Origin of the sequence: Phreatobacter sp. (assembly GCF_016793595.1) — a bacterium.
GTDB lineage: Bacteria > Pseudomonadota > Alphaproteobacteria > Rhizobiales > Phreatobacteraceae > Phreatobacter.
In genome coordinates, this window is sequence record NZ_JAEULY010000009.1 from 226,816 (window position 1) to 241,700 (window position 14,885).

Genomic DNA, 14,885 nt, shown 5'->3' on the forward strand with positions numbered 1-14,885 from the left:
TCGCTTGCCATCGCCAGCGGCCACGTCCATACGAACGTTGGCTCCGCATGGTCCCGTAGCTCAGTTGGATAGAGCGACAGCCTTCTAAGCTGTTGGTCGCAGGTTCGAGTCCTGCCGGGATCGCCAGCCTTCGCCGGCGCTCAGTGCGTCCAGGCGCCGACCCGGTTGAACTTGAAATTATCGGAATAGGCGGCCATGCGCCGCTTCGGTTCCTCGGCCGCGGACACCTGATAGGCGATGCCGTTGCGCTCGGCATAGGCGACCGCCTCGTCCCGGGTGTCGAATTCCAGCCGCACCTGCTGGCGCATGTCGGTCGAGCTCGTATAGCCCATCAGCGGCTCGACGGTGCGCGCCACCTCAGGCTCGTAGTCGAGGCGCCAGCGCTCGGTCTTGGCGAGGCCCGACTGCATGGCCGTCTTGGCGGGCTTGTAGATGCGAGCGACCACGGCAACCTCCGGACTTGGTCGGGGCGACTGGATTCGAACCAGCGACCTAGAGTACCCAAAACTCTCGCGCTACCAGGCTGCGCTACGCCCCGTCCGCCCCGCAATAGCCGAGGCGGTGGCGGGCGGCAAGCCGCGCGGCCCGCGCGCCCTCACCCCGCGAAGAAGGGATGCTCGACGCGGTCGCCCGCGGCGAGGCCGAGGCGGCGCGCCGTGCCGGCGATGACTTCCAGCACGCCCTTCACCGGGCCACCGGACGAGATGGTCGCCTCGGAATGGGGCGTGGTGTTCTCGGCGATGTGGCGGATCTGCCCGTTCGCGCGGATGAAGACCATGTCGAGCGGGATGTAGGTGTTCTTCATCCACATCGAGACCTCGGTCTCGCGCGAGCCGAAGTCGAACAGCATGCCGCGACCGTCGGGCAGCTCGCGACGGAACATCAGGCCGCGCGACCGCGATTCCGGCGTGTTGGCGATCTCGAGCTGGAAGACGTGGCGGTCGCCCGCCCGCGTGACGATGGTCAGGCGGTTCATTTCGCCCCGCGCCAGAGCGGGGCGGGTCGCGACAAGCGTTGCGGAAGCGAGGAACAGGCGGCGGTCGATCATCATGGCCGGCAGGCTAGATCAATTTCCGGTTCGGTTGGACCGAAATTTCCGTGACCCTGCCCTCTGCGCAGGATCGCGCGGGGAGGCTTCGCCCACCCCGCCCGGCTCAGGTGTCAGTCAGTGCGAGGCCGGAAAGGCGACGCCGTCGGGCCGCACCTCGGCGGCCATCAGGCCCTTGGAGCCGTCGCCGAAGCGCACCAGCACCCACTGCCCCGGCCGCAGCTCGGTCATGCCGTAGCGGCGCAGCGTCTCCATGTGCACGAAGATGTCCGGCGTACCGGGACCGCGCGACAGGAAGCCGAAGCCGCGCAGCCGGTTGAACCACTTCACCTCGGCCCGCTCGAGACCGCTGGTCGGCACCACATTCACATGGGTGCGCGGCGGCGGCAGCTGCGCCGGATGAACGGCGGTCGAATCGTCCATGGAGAGGACGCGGAAGGTCTGGAGACCGCGCGAACGCGCCGTCGCCTCGACGACGATCCGCGCGCCTTCATGGGCGGTCTGGAAGCCGTCGCGCCTGAGGCTGGTGACGTGGAGGAGAACATCCGGCCCGCCACCGTCGGGAACGATGAATCCGTACCCCTTGGCGACATCGAACCATTTGATGGTGCCGGCAACCTCGACCAGATCGCCGGGCACCTCGTCAACCGAGGTCTGCCCCTCGGCACGCATGTGCAGGCTGTTCTTGCTGCCCAGGCCGTCCGGATCGGACCCGTCGGACGTCATCACACTCACCGCCGCTCTATCGGGATCGTTGGCCTCGATCCCACCCCGCCTTGATTCTCTGTTGAAAAGGATAACACCGGCCCCGGCCTCGCAAAGACCAAATTTGAGGTAGTCCACCATTTCGCGAGCGTTTTGGTGGACGTCTTATTGACGTCGTTCAACAATCGAGCCCGAGGCCAAGTTCCGTCGCGACCGCCATGAGAAGAGGGCCGATCTCGGCGGGAACGACGAGGTCGGCGATCTCGTCCAGCGGCGTCTCCTCGCGGTTGACGATGACCAGCCGCGCGCCATTCTGCTTGGCGGCGATCGGCAGACCGGCCGCGGGATAGACGACCAGCGACGAGCCGATGCAGATGAACAGGTCGCTATCCAGCGTCCACCGCGTCGCCCGCTGCATTTCCCTCTCCGGCATGGCCTGCCCGAAGGAAATCGTCGCCGACTTCACCGGCCCGCCGCATGCCTCGCAATCGGGCGCCGCGCCGCCCTGTGCGTCGAAGCGCTCCCTGACCCAGGCAAGTTCGTAACGACGCGCGCAGGCGAGGCAGGTGGCGTAGCTGCCGTTGCCGTGCAGCTCCACCAGCCGGTCGTCGGCGACGCCCGAATCCTGGTGCAGGTTGTCGATGTTCTGCGTGATGATGCCGGCGAGCCGCCCGGCGCGGGCCATGGTGGCGAGCACCCGGTGCCCCCTGCCCGGCGCGGCGCTGCGGAAACTCTCGTCCATGACGAATTTGCGCCGCCAGGCCTCGGTGCGCGCGTCTCGGCTGGCCATGAAGGCCTGGAACGGGATCGGCTTGTTCTGCGTCCACAGGCCGCCCGGCGAACGGAAGTCGGGAATGCCGCTTTCGGTGGACAGGCCCGCCCCGGTGAAGGCGATAGCGTGGCTGGACTGCCGGATGAGGCTTGCCAGATCGCGCGCCGCCGTCTTCAACTCCGCGTCCGACATCGTCACTCCCGCCCTCGCGAGGACAGCATGCGCTATCTGCACACCATGGTGCGAGTCACCGACCTCGACCAGTCCCTCGACTTCTACTGCAACAAGCTCGGCCTCGTTCAGGTCCGCAAGAACGAGTTCCCGCAGGGCCGATTCACGCTGGTCTTCCTCTGCGCGCCCGAGGACAAGGAACAGGCCGCAGCCGACCTTGCCGCCGGCCGCCGCGATTCGCCGATGCTGGAACTGACCTTCAACTGGGACCCGGAAGCCTATACGGGCGGGCGCAATTTCGGCCACCTCGCCTATGAGGTCGACGATATCTACGCCACCTGCGAGAAGCTGATGCGGGCCGGCGTCACCATCAACCGGCCGCCGCGCGACGGTCGCATGGCCTTCGTCCGCTCGCCGGACAACGTCTCCATCGAGCTCCTGCAGAAAGGCGAGGCGAAGCCCGCCGCGGAACCCTGGGCCTCGATGCCGAATACCGGAGCCTGGTAGCCGTTGCTCCCGCTCAACCCCGAAATAGCCGATACCGGCACGCCGCCGATCCCCGCCGCGCGCGCCTGGATGACGCGCTATGGCGGGGCATTCGGTCCAGCCATCGACCTGTCGCAGGCAGCGCCCGGCGCCCCGCCGCCGGACGACTTGCTGCAGCGGCTCGGCGCGGCGGCCGCCCGGCCGGAGGTCGCGCGCTATGGCCCGATCCTCGGCGACGAACTCCTGCGCGCCGCCTACGCGGCCGATGTCGCCAGTGTCTATGGCGGCGATATCGGCCCGGCCGATATCGCGATCACCGCCGGCTGCAACCTCGCCTTCCTCGCGGCCGTGCTGGCCCTTGCCGGCGCGGGCAATTCGGTGATCCTGCCGCGGCCCTGGTATTTCAACCACCGCATGACCCTCGGCATGCTCGGCATCGAGACGCGCGCGCTCGACTGCGACGCCGCCCGGGGCTTCGTTCCCGACCCCGCCGAGGCGGAGGCGCTGATCGACGCGACCACGCGCGCCATCGTGCTGGTGACGCCGAACAATCCGACCGGCGCGATCTATCCGGAGGCGACGATCGCAGCCTTCGCGGCGCTCGCGAAGCGCCGTGGCCTCGCGCTGATCATCGACGAGACCTATCGCGACTTTCTCGCGGACGGTATGGGACGCGCGCACGGGCTCATGGCGGAGCCCGGATGGCGCGACCACGTCATCCAGCTCTACTCGTTCTCCAAATCCTATGCCGTGCCGGGCCACCGGATCGGGGCCATCGCCGCCGGACCGCGCGCCATGACGCAGATCCTCAAGATTCTCGACAGCTTCCAGATCTGCGCGGCGCGGCCGGCGCAGGAGGCGCTCGTCTGGGCGATCGGCGGGCTCGCCAACTGGCGCGCCGCCATGCGCGCCACGATCAACGGCCGCATCGCCGCCTTCGCTGATGTGATCGATGCCTGTCCCGGCTGGTCGATCTCCTCGATCGGCGCCTATTTTGCCTATGTCCGCCACCCGTTCGAAGGCGTTCCGGCGGAGCGCGTCGCCGAGCGCCTCGCAACCGAACGTGGCGTTCTCGGCCTGCCGGGCAGCTATTTCGGAGAAGGGCAGGAACAGCATCTGCGCTTCGCCTTCGCCAATGCCGACGAGGCCGCCATCGCCGCGCTGCCCGGGCGGCTCCGGAATCTCTTGCCCTGAACCTCTAGAGCTCCATCACCGCCTGCACGCCCGGCACCGCCTTGATGGCTCCGGCGATCTGCGGCGAGACCGCGAAACGGCCGGGCAACTTGACCTCGACCTCGCTCGCGGCATCGGCGAGGCGCAGGACGAGGCTCACCTCGCCGTCGCCCTTGGCCGGCAGACGACGGGCGATGCTGTCAACCGCCGCCATGTCCTCGACGAAGACGCGGAAACCCTTCTGGACGCGCACGGCCGCCTCGTCGAGCGGTTCGACCGACTGGATGCGCACGCGGACATCCTCGCCCTGAAGCTCGGCGCCGACCGCCATCAGCACCGCCTTGCCCGGCTCGAGCAGGTCGCGATAGAGCGCCAGCCCCTCCGAAAACAGCACGGCCTCGTAGTGACCGGAGGCGTCCGACAGCGTCACGATGCCCATCTTGTTGCCGGTCTTGGTGCGCCGCTCCTGCCGGGCGGTGACCACGCCGGCGAGCCGGCCGGCGCTGGCGCCACGCCTGACGCTCCGCGAGAACTCCATGAACGGTTCGATGCGCAGGCGCCTCAGCGATTCCTGATAGTCGTCGAGCGGGTGGCCGGAAAGGAAGAAGCCGATGGCGCGGTATTCCTCGTCGAGCTTCTGCGCCGGCAGCCAGGGCTCCACCTGCGGCAGGCGGATGGCCGCGGGGCCGCCACCGCCGAACAGTTCGTTCTGGCCGCTGGCCCGCCCCTGCGCATGAAGCTGCGCCTCGGCCAGCACCTGCTCGACGGCCGCGAAGGCGCGGGCGCGATTGCCCTCCAGCGCGTCGAAGGCGCCGGCGGATGCGAGGTTCTCCAGCGTCTTGCGGTTCAGCACCTTCGGATTGATGCGGTGGGCGAAGTCGGCGAGGTCCGTGAACGGCCGGTCGCCGCGCGCGGCCACGATCGCCTCGACCGCCTGCGTGCCGACGCCCTTCACCGCCGCCAGCGCATAGAGGATCTTGCCATCCACCACGTCGAAATGGACGCCGGAGCGGTTGACGCAGGGCGGCTCGACCGTCAGCCCCAAACGCACCGCCTCGCGGCGGAATTCCGAGAGCTTGTCGGTATTGGACAGATCGAGCGTCATCGACGCCGCCAGAAACTCGACGGGATAGTTCGCCTTCAGATAGGCCGTATGGTAGGAAACCAGCGCATAGGCGGCCGCGTGGCTCTTGTTGAAGCCATAGTCCGCGAATTTGGCGAGCAGGTCGAAAATCTCGTCGGCCTTGGCCTTGGCGATGCTCCGTTCGACGCAGCCGGAGACGAAGCGCTCGCGCTGCTTGTCCATCTCCGCCTTGATCTTCTTGCCCATGGCGCGGCGCAGCAGGTCTGCCTCGCCGAGCGAATAGCCCGACAGGATCTGGGCGGCCTGCATCACCTGTTCCTGGTAGACGATGATGCCGTGCGTCTCGGCCAGCACCTGTTCCAGCAGCGGGTGTGGATATTCCGCCTGTTCGAGCCCGTGCTTGCGCGCGCAATAGACAGGGATGTTGGCCATCGGGCCCGGCCGGTACAGCGCGACCAGCGCGATGATGTCCTCGAAGCGGCTCGCCTTCATCTCGACGAGCGCCTTGCGCATGCCCGCGCTTTCAACCTGGAACACGCCGACCGTCTCGCCGCGCGCCATCATCTCGTAGCTCTTGGCGTCGTCCAGCGGGATCGCCGCTAGATCGATGTCGATGCCGCGCAGCTTGATGAGATCGACCGCCTTCTGCAGCACGGTCAGCGTCTTCAGGCCGAGGAAGTCGAACTTCACCAGACCCGCCTGCTCCACCCATTTCATGTTGAACTGGGTGACCGGCATGTCGGTCTTGGGGTCGCGGTAGAGCGGCACGAGCTCGACCAGCGGCCGGTCGCCGATGACGAGGCCCGCCGCATGGGTCGAGGCGTGACGGTTGAGGCCCTCCAGCTTCACCGCGATATCGAAAAGCCGGCCGACGACTGGGTCCTCGTCGCGCGCCGCCTGCAGCTTCGGCTCGCCCTCGATCGCCTTGTCCAGCGTGATCGGCGCGGCGGGGTTCTGCGGCACCAGCTTGCAGAGCTTGTCGACCTGACCGTAGGGCAGTTCCAGCACGCGGCCGACGTCACGCAGCACGCCGCGCGCCTGCAGTGTGCCGAAGGTGATGATCTGCGCCACCTGGCTGCGGCCGTAGCGCTGCTGGACGTAGCGGATCACCTCGTCACGCCGGTCCTGGCAAAAGTCGATGTCGAAATCCGGCATCGAGACGCGCTCGGGATTGAGGAAGCGCTCGAACAGCAGCTGGAAGCGCAAGGGGTCGAGGTCGGTCACGGTCAGCGCATAGGCGACCAGCGAGCCGGCGCCCGAACCGCGGCCGGGCCCGACGGGAATGTCCTGTGCCTTCGCCCATTTGATGAAGTCCGAGACGATCAGGAAATAGCCCGGGAACTTCATCCGCTCGATGATCGAGAGCTCGAAATCGAGCCGCTTGTGATAGTCCTCCTCGGTCAGGTCCGGCGCCGGACCATGCGCCGCGAGCCGGCGCGCCAGCCCCTCCCGCGCCTGCCGCGCCAGTTCCGCCGCCTCGTCGATCGCCGTGCCGCCCGGCTCCAGCGTGAAGCTCGGCAGGATCGGCTTGCGGGTGCGCGGCCGGTAATGGCAGCGCCGGGCGATCTCGATGGTGGAATCGATCGCCTCCGGCAGGTCGGCGAACAGCGCGATCATCTCGGCCTGCGTCTTGAACCGGTGCTGGGCGGTCAGGCGGCGCCGGTCGGGGTCGGAGAGAATGCGGCCCTCGGCGATGCTGATCAGCGCGTCGTGGCTCTCATAGTCACCGAGCGAGCCGAAATAGCACTGGTTGGTCGCCACCAGCGGCAGGCCCCGGGCATAGGCCTCGTCGATCAGGTCGGCCTCGACCGCCCGCTCGCCGTCGAGACCATGGCGCTGAAGCTCGACGTAAAGCGCATCGCCATAGATGTCGGCGAGGCGGGCAAGACGCGCCCGCGCGAGCGCCCCCTGCCCGTCCCGGAACGCCTGATCGACCGGCCCGCCGGGCCCGCCGGTGAGGGCGATCAGGCCGCCGGCATGGGCGGCGAGCCTTTCCAGGGGCACGGACACCTCGCCGGCATCGCCGCTCTCCATGAAGGCCATGGAGGTCAGCGCCATCAGGTTGCGGTAGCCCTCCTCGCTCGCGGCATAGAGCGCGATGGCGGGCGGCGTCTGCGGCAGGCCCGGCCGGCGCGGATCCGTGGCCCGGTCGGCGAAATCGATGTTGAGGGTCAAACCGGCGATCGGCTGGATGCCGCTGCCGGCGAGCTTGTCGGAGAGTTCCAGCGCCCCGAACAGATTGTTCGTGTCGGTGACGGCCAGCGCCGGCATGCGGTCGTGCTGGGCCAGCTTGGCGAGCTTGGCGATGGCCAGCGCCCCCTCCAGCAGCGAGTAGGAGGAATGAACGCGCAGATGCACGAAGCGGCGATCCGTCACGTCCCTCTCCTTCGCCTGAGTCGTTGATCCCTACAGGTTGCGGCTCCCGTGCCGGATCACAAGGGCCTGGCGGCCATGATGCCCGTTCTTCACAGCGCGTCTGCCGGTCACATGCCCTGGAAGGCCTGCGCCCACAGCGTCACCATGCCGGTGAACAGACCGAGAGCGACGAGCGATGCCATGTCTTCCATGAACTGCCTGATCATTGCGGCCTCCCCTGTTGTCGATGGAGGCATCATGTTCCGTTTTTGTTCTCATGGCAAGTGATGAGAACAAAACCGCAACATAATGGTTGACGTCAGGTGAATCGCAAGGGGATCAGAGCTCGACGATCAGCCCGTCGCGAATGGTGACGCGCCGGTCCATCCGCGCCGCCAGATCCATGTTGTGGGTCGCGATAACCGCCGCCAGCCGCGAGGCGCGAACGAGCTGCGTCAGCGCCTGGAACACGTGATCCGCCGTCTTCGGGTCGAGATTGCCGGTCGGTTCGTCCGCCATGAGGATGCGCGGCGCATTGGCGACGGCGCGGGCGATGGCGACGCGCTGCTGCTCACCGCCCGAGAGTTCGGCGGGCCGGTGGCTGACGCGTTCGGCGAGGCCGAGATAGCCGAGCAGTTCAGCGGCGCGCGCGCGCGCCTCCTTCTGGCCGAGGCCGCGGATCATCTGCGGCAGGACGACGTTTTCCAGCGCGGAGAATTCGGGCAGCAGATGGTGAAACTGGTAGACGAAGCCGATCTCCAGCCGCCGGATGCGCGTGCGGTCCTTGTCGGCGAGCTTCGAGGTCGCGGTGCCGCCGATATAGACCTCGCCGGCATCGGGCGCTTCGAGAAGGCCGGCGACATGGAGCAGCGTCGACTTGCCGGTGCCGGAAGGCGCGATCAGCGCGACGCTCTCGCCCGGCCAGACCGCGAAATCCGCGCCCTTCAGGATTTCCAGCGCGCCGCCCGCCTGCTTGTAGCGGCGCTCGACGGCCTTGAGCCAGAGCACCGGCGGCTCCTCGCCGGCAGCGCCGGCGACCGTCGCGCCCTGTTCGACCTGATCACTCATAGCGAAGGGCCTCGACCGGATCGAGCTTGGCGGCGCGCCAGGACGGATAGAGAGTGGCGAGCAGCGACAGGGTCAGCGCCATGATCAGCACGGCGAAGGTCTCGCCGGTGGACATGTCGGCGGGGATCTGGGTGAGGAACCTGACCGTCGGGTCCCACAGCGTCGTGCCGGTGGCCCAGGAGACGAATTCCTGGATCTTCTCGATATTGAGGCAGACGATCACCCCGAGCGCGAAGCCGGCGAGCGTTCCCACCACGCCGATGGACGCGCCGGTGATCAGGAAGATGCGCATGATCGAGCCGCGCGTCGCGCCCATGGTGCGCAGGATGGCGATGTCGCTGCCCTTGTCCTTCACCAGCATGATCAGGCCGGAAATGATGTTCAGCGCCGCCACCACCACGATCAGGGTGAGGATCATGAACATGACGTTGCGCTCGACCTGCAACGCCGAGAAGAAGGTGGCGTTACGCTGGCGCCAGTCGACGATGAAGACCGGCCGCTCGACGGCCTCCGACACCGCCCGCCGGTACTGGTCGATCCGGTCGGCATTGTCGGTATAGACCTCGACGGAGGAGGCATCGCCCTCGCGGTTGAAATAGGCCTGCGCCTCCGTGAACGGCATGAACACGAAGGCGGAATCGTATTCGGTCATGCCGACCTCGAAGATCGCCACGATCGGATAGGCTTTGATCCGGGGCGTCATGCCCATCGGCGTCGGCGCGCCGCGCGGCGAGATCAGCGTCAGGCTGTCGCCGAGGCGGAGCGACAACTGGTTGGCGAGCCGCTGGCCGACCATGACGCCCTCGGACGTGTCGAAATCCTCGAGGCCGCCCTGCTTGATCGAGGAGGAGATCAGCGGCAGACGCCTCAGGTCCTCGGCCCGCATGCCCCTGACGATGGCGCCGCCGCCGTTGAACGGCGAGGAGGCCAGCGCCTGCCCCTCGACGATGGGGGCGGCAAGGCGCACGCCCTGCACACGGCTCAGGCGCTGGGCGACCTCGGCGAAATCGGTCAGCGGCGTGTCGATCGGCTGGAGCACCATGTGGCCCTGCACGCCGAGAATCTTGCCGAGCAGTTCCTTGCGGAAGCCGTTCATCACCGCCATCACGATGATCAGCGTCGCGACGCCGAGCATGATGCCGATGAACGAGAAGCCGGCGATGACCGAAATGAAGCCCTCCTTCCGCCGCGCCCGGAGATAGCGCAGCGAGAGCATCCATTCGAAGGCGGAGAAGGGTTTGGTTCCGGTGGCGTCTGACATCGGCCGTTTGCGACTGAGCGCACGGCGGAGCGCCGCGCTGAATGCACAAACTATCTGATTCAGGCCTTCTCGCGACCAGGGCGCGGCGGTTTTTCCTTCCCGTGGTCGCTAGGCCGCATTGACCTTCCGGAACCTGTTGAAAAAAGCGAAGGGCGCGCCGGACAAAAGCGCGTCGAGATAGTGCAGCGACTGGAAATGGCCGTTGAGCGAGACGCGCGGCAGCGCGGTCAGGTGGCCGGCGTGCTCGGCGTGGATGACGCCGGGCCGCGTCGTCACCGCGGTCACGAAGCCAAGTTCGCGCGCCATGTCGAACTCGCGGATGCCGGCCGATGTCGGATCGCCGACCGGATAGGCGAAATGCTGCATCGGCCGGCCAAGCTCGCTCTCGATCCGCAGTTTCGAAGCGAGCATTTCCTCGCGCACCGTCTCGGCCGGGTATTTGGCGAGCATGACGTGATTGACCGTATGCGCGCCATAGGTGACCAGCGGGTCCTCGCCGAGCGCCCGCACCTCGTCCCAGGTCATGCACAGCGAGCGGCAGATATCGCGGAAATCGAGGCCGTGGCGCGCCGCGAGATCGCGGACATAGGCGCGCAGCTCCGTCTCGGGCAGCGAGCGCAGCCACCAGTAGATCTCGCGCCAGGCCTCGTTCTTCAGCGCCGCCGTCGAGCAGTCGAAATGCACCGTGCGGCCGCCGATCGAGGCCACCACGGTCCGCTGAGTCTGGATGGTCTTTTCGAGCACCAGCCACCACAGCTCGCCCTCGTGGTCGATGAACGAGGTCGGCAGATAGATGGTGAACGGCACGCCGTGGCGCTTCAGGATCGGATAGGCGAATTCCGCATTGTCGCGATAGCCGTCATCGAAGGTGAAGGCGACGAAGGGCCGCGCCTCGTCGCCGGACCGGATGCGCGCCGGCACCTCGTCCATCGCGACGATGTCGAACCCTTGGGCGCGCACGCGCTCGACGACGCTTTCGAGGAAACCGGGTGTCACTTCCAGCAGCGAATTGGGCGCGAACTCCGCCCCCTGCGCGGGCCGCACGTGATGCAGCATCAGAATCGCGCCGAGCCCGCCGAAGACGGGCCGCAGCATCCGGTGGGCGCCGGTGAAATAGAGCGTGCCGAGCCCCGCCTTGAAGAGGGTCGTGCGAATTCCGCTCATGACGCTGTCGCTCCCCCGCTTCCCCGCGCTGGATACCGGCGGCGGCGCTGCGATCCTGCCAACCATTTCTTGAGACTTCTTTGACAACCTCCGACGCTTGCAGAGCTCGGATGGACACCGATGACCCTGGTCCTCGACATGACGGCGGCGGACGCGGCGGCGCTTGCCGATGCGGGCAGTCCGGCGACGGTGACGCTCGCCGCCGGCTTCGATGAGATCGAGCCGGCGTGGCGGGCGCTGGAGACGACGGCGGTTTCCTCGGGTTATCGTTCGTTCGACTGGCAAAGCCGCTTTCACCGCCATCTCGGCGACGGCGGCACGCCCTGCCTCGCCTTGCTCGGCGACAGTACCGGCGCGCCCCGCGCCATCCTGCCCCTCGTGGTCGAGCGCTCGGCGCTCGGCGGCGTCGCCTCCTTCATCGGCGACAAGCACGCCAATTTCGGCATGGGCCTGTGGCAGCGCGATTTCGCCGCCGCGATGACCAGGCCGGTGCTGACCGGGGCACTCAGGGAGATCGCCCGTCGCTCGCCGGCGCGGATCGACCTGTTCCGCCTCACCAACCAGCCAGCGGTCTGGGATGGAATGGCCAATCCCTTTCTCGCCCTGCCGCACCAGCCCTCGCCGTCCTTCGGCTATCATCTGGCGCTGGGGCCGGACGCCGATGCGGTGCTCGGGCGGGTCGTCTCAAGCAGTTCCCGCAGGAAGCTGAAGAAGAAGGAGCGCAATCTCGCCGAGGCTGGTCCGGTCTCCTTCCGCGTCGCCGCGACGCCGGCGGAGGTGGAGCGGTTCACGGACCGGTTCCTCGCCTTCAAGGCCGTCAGGTTCGAGGCGCTCGGCATCGCCAATGTCTTCGGCACGCCCGGCATGCGCGATTTCATCGTCGGAGCCGCCAGCGATGGCCTCGGATCGCCGACGCCCGCGATCGAACTCTGCGCGCTGATGGTCGGCGACGAGCCGATCGCCTTCTTCGGCGGAGCAATCTCGCGCAACCGCTATAGTGGCATGTTCAACGCCATGACGCCGGGCCCCCTGATGAAGGAAAGCCCCGGCGAACTGCTGCTGCATCATCTGATCCGCCATTGCTGCGAGCGCAGCCTGGCCGTCTTCGACCTTGGCGCGGGCGAGGCGCAGTACAAAAGCAATCTCTGCGACGGGCAGGACGCGCTGTTCGACCAGTTCATCCCGATGACGGTACGCGGCCTTGTCGCCGCGAATGGCCTGTCGCTGACGGCGCTGGCGAAGCGCCGGATCAAGCAGTCGCCGCGGCTCTGGTCGCTGGTGACGAAACTGCGCCGCGCGCGCGGCCGCAGCGAAGGCTGACGGTTCGGCCGCTTCAGGCGGCGGCCACCGCCTCGTCCGCCGCCGCCAGCATCACCACCACCGGACGCAGGCCCGCGCCACGCAGCCGCTCGAAGGCCGAGACGACGCGCGGGTCGTTGGCCGATGTCTCCGCGACCACGACGGCGTCGCTCGCCAGCGCGGCGAGGCGGTCGAAGGCTTCCGGCTCCGGCGGCAGCAGCCCGGACGCGACGACCACGCTGTCATAGCTGCGCGCCAGCGCCTCGATCACGAAGTCCGCCGTATCGGGATCGGCTTCGGCGGCCGCGCCGAAGGGCACGATATGGACCGAGGACGCCGGGTCGGCATGCAGGATCGCGCCGAAACCGGCGCGGCCCCCGGCGAAATCGCCAAGACCGGACGCGCCGGGCGGCAGAAGCGCGGACAGCGCCCGCCCTTCGGCGTCCAGATCGACCAACGCCGCGCGCCGGCCGTCAGCCGCGACATGACGGCCGAGAGCGACCGCGACGCCGGCGGCGGCATAGCCGCGCGTCACCGGCACGACCAGCGTCCGCCCGCCGCCGGTCTCCGCCGGGTCGAGCATGGCGGCGAGCGCCGCGATGCTGTCGGGCCCCTCGGCAAACGACGCTTCCGTCTCGCCGGCCGTCTCACGCGATCCGGCAAGATCGACGGCGTCGAACGACGGCGCGGTCGGCGGAGCGCTGTCACCGGTCATGTCGGCGCCCGCGTCCGCCCGATCCTCGTCGCCGCGCGCGGCGACCGGAGCCCCGACGCCCATCAGCGCGGCCGTCGCGACGCAGCCGAAGGCCAGCAGCATCGTGCCGAGCGTCGATATCAGGATGGTCGGCAGCTTCTTCGGGAAGGCCGGGATGTTGGAGACCACGGCGCGCGAGACGATGCGCGCATCGGCCGGCAGGGCATCGGGCGTGTCGCGGACGGTGGCGTCGCGGTAGCGGCCGAGCAGCGCTTCGAGCTGGTCGCGCAGCGATTTCGCCTCGCGCTCGAGCACGCGGAGTTGGACTTCCTGCTCGCTCGCTTCGCTCGCCTGCCGCTTCACCTGATCGAGGTTCTGCTGGAGCGCCTCGACCCGCGCGCCTGCAAGGCGTGAGTCGTTTTCCAGCACCCGCACCAGCTTTTCCGCCTCGACGCGCACCTGGCTGTCGAGATTGGTCCGTTGCGCCTGCAACTCCGCGATGCGCGGGTGGCGCGGCCCAAGCGTCGAGGACTGCTCGGCAAGCTGCGCCGTGACCGCCGCGCGCTGTTCGTTGAGGCGGCGGATGATCTCCGAATTGACGATGTCGCCCGCTTCGATCGGCCGGTTTGAGCGCAGGAAGTCGCGCAGCAGGCGGGCCCGGGTCTGGGCGTCGGTCTGCTGGGCCTTCGCCGAGGCGATCTGGCTGTTCACCTCCGCCAGCTGCTGTGCGGTCAGGCTGACATTGTTGGAGCCGACGAACAGGTTGGCGCGGGCGCGGAAGCTCTCGACCCGGCCCTCGGCCTCCTCGACCTTCTTGCGCAGGGTTTCGACCTCGCCGGACAGCCACTGCCCGGCATTGCGCGTGCGGTCGCGCTTGGCCGCCTGCTGCGCCGCGATGAGCTGCGCCGCGATCGCGTTAGCCGCTTCCGCCGCGAGGCGCGGATCGTCCGATTCGAACTGGACGGCGATGATGCGGGACTTGTCGACCTGATAGGCCGCGAGTTTCTCGAAATAGCTGCGAAGCACCCGCTCCTCGGCGGTCATGCGCAGCGGATTGTCGGCGAGACCGACCAGCATCAGGGCCTGCCGGATCGGATTGACGCCGCGCAGCGCCGGGTCGAACTCGGGCCGGCGCGACAGTTCCAGCTTGTCCGCGACCGTGCGCGCGATGTCGCGCGACTGCACCAGCTGGACCTGGCTCAGCACCGTCTCCTGATCGATGGCGGCCCGCTCGCCGCCGGAGCGGTCGCCTTCGGCGCGCGTGTAGCCGGTCTCGCCGCTCTCCACGAGAATGCGGGCCTCGGAGCGGTAGGTCGGGCTCGTCAGATTGACCATCACCGCCGAGCCGACCAGCGCCAGCGCCGTCGGCGCGGCGATCCACACGCGCCTGCGCCAGATGGCTGCGGCGAGCGCAGACAGGTCGAGCGCCCCGAATGACGGGCGCTCCCTCTGGCCGGCGTCGTCTCCGCCCGTCGTCCGCATGTCGCATCTGCCTCAAGGAACCGATGCCTCATCAGAAATGATTAAGGTTGCCACCGCGTTAACCGCCGAACGCCGCGCGTGATGCGCTCAGCGTTTCTTAACCATGACGACGCATCATCCGCG

Annotated in this window: 12 protein-coding genes and 2 tRNA genes; 4 read left to right on the forward strand and 10 right to left on the reverse strand. The window is 68.1% G+C overall.

The features are described 5' to 3' along the window. The first annotated feature begins 49 nt into the window (after positions 1 to 49). Positions 50 to 126, forward strand: a tRNA-Arg gene (locus tag JNK84_RS12090). Between the two features lie 14 nt (positions 127 to 140). Here the strand turns inward: JNK84_RS12090 and JNK84_RS12095 are convergent. The 5 genes from JNK84_RS12095 to JNK84_RS12115 form a co-directional block, all read right to left on the reverse strand. Continuing rightward, the gene (locus JNK84_RS12095) at positions 141 to 446 is read right to left on the reverse strand and encodes an ETC complex I subunit (protein WP_293424393.1); all 306 of its coding nucleotides are present in this window, start codon (positions 444 to 446) and stop codon (positions 141 to 143) included. A gap of 15 nt (positions 447 to 461) precedes the next feature. Beyond that, positions 462 to 538: transfer RNA gene (locus JNK84_RS12100), tRNA-Pro, on the reverse strand. A 57-nt stretch (positions 539 to 595) separates the two neighbouring features. After that, the gene (locus JNK84_RS12105; protein WP_293424395.1) at positions 596 to 1,051 is read right to left on the reverse strand and encodes a DUF192 domain-containing protein; all 456 of its coding nucleotides are present in this window, start codon (positions 1,049 to 1,051) and stop codon (positions 596 to 598) included. 114 nt (positions 1,052 to 1,165) lie between these two features. After that, positions 1,166 to 1,720: a cold-shock protein gene (locus JNK84_RS12110; protein WP_293424935.1), complete on the reverse strand. Its 555-nt coding sequence runs from the start codon at positions 1,718 to 1,720 to the stop codon at positions 1,166 to 1,168. A 211-nt stretch (positions 1,721 to 1,931) separates the two neighbouring features. Beyond that, entirely contained in the window at positions 1,932 to 2,717 is a 786-nt protein-coding gene (locus JNK84_RS12115) for an SIR2 family NAD-dependent protein deacylase (protein WP_293424936.1), read from the reverse strand. 27 nt (positions 2,718 to 2,744) lie between these two features. On the opposite strand from JNK84_RS12115, the gene gloA reads away from it, so the two are divergent. Further along, positions 2,745 to 3,203, forward strand: coding sequence for a lactoylglutathione lyase (gene gloA / locus JNK84_RS12120; protein WP_293424397.1), 459 nt, complete (start codon positions 2,745 to 2,747; stop codon positions 3,201 to 3,203). Positions 3,204 to 3,206: 3 nt separating this feature from the next. Beyond that, positions 3,207 to 4,376, forward strand: coding sequence for an aminotransferase (locus JNK84_RS12125; protein WP_293424399.1), 1,170 nt, complete (start codon positions 3,207 to 3,209; stop codon positions 4,374 to 4,376). Positions 4,377 to 4,380: 4 nt separating this feature from the next. Here JNK84_RS12125 and dnaE read toward each other — a convergent pair whose 3' ends face one another. The 4 genes from dnaE to JNK84_RS12145 all read right to left on the reverse strand — a co-directional run bounded on the left by dnaE (position 4,381) and on the right by JNK84_RS12145 (position 11,287). Then, complete coding sequence (gene dnaE / locus JNK84_RS12130) at positions 4,381 to 7,815, reverse strand: DNA polymerase III subunit alpha (protein ID WP_293424401.1); 3,435 nt, start codon at positions 7,813 to 7,815, stop codon at positions 4,381 to 4,383. Positions 7,816 to 8,133: 318 nt separating this feature from the next. After that, positions 8,134 to 8,862: an ABC transporter ATP-binding protein gene (locus tag JNK84_RS12135; protein ID WP_293424403.1), complete on the reverse strand. Its 729-nt coding sequence runs from the start codon at positions 8,860 to 8,862 to the stop codon at positions 8,134 to 8,136. Next, entirely contained in the window at positions 8,855 to 10,123 is a 1,269-nt protein-coding gene (locus JNK84_RS12140) for a lipoprotein-releasing ABC transporter permease subunit (protein ID WP_293424405.1), read from the reverse strand. Before JNK84_RS12140 ends, JNK84_RS12135 begins: the two co-directional genes overlap by 8 nt. 108 nt (positions 10,124 to 10,231) lie before the next feature. Next, entirely contained in the window at positions 10,232 to 11,287 is a 1,056-nt protein-coding gene (locus tag JNK84_RS12145) for a polysaccharide deacetylase family protein (protein ID WP_293424407.1), read from the reverse strand. Positions 11,288 to 11,407: 120 nt separating this feature from the next. Here JNK84_RS12145 and JNK84_RS12150 point away from each other — a divergent pair, with 120 nt between their 5' ends. Further along, on the forward strand, positions 11,408 to 12,607 hold the full coding sequence (locus JNK84_RS12150) for a GNAT family N-acetyltransferase (protein ID WP_293424409.1): 1,200 nt from the start codon (positions 11,408 to 11,410) through the stop codon (positions 12,605 to 12,607). 13 nt (positions 12,608 to 12,620) lie between these two features. On the opposite strand, the gene JNK84_RS12155 is transcribed toward JNK84_RS12150, so the two are convergent. Next, positions 12,621 to 14,762 carry a GumC family protein gene (locus tag JNK84_RS12155; RefSeq protein WP_293424411.1) on the reverse strand — a complete coding sequence of 714 codons (2,142 nt, stop codon included), beginning with the start codon at positions 14,760 to 14,762 and terminating at the stop codon, positions 12,621 to 12,623. Between the last annotated feature and the right edge of the window lie 123 nt (positions 14,763 to 14,885).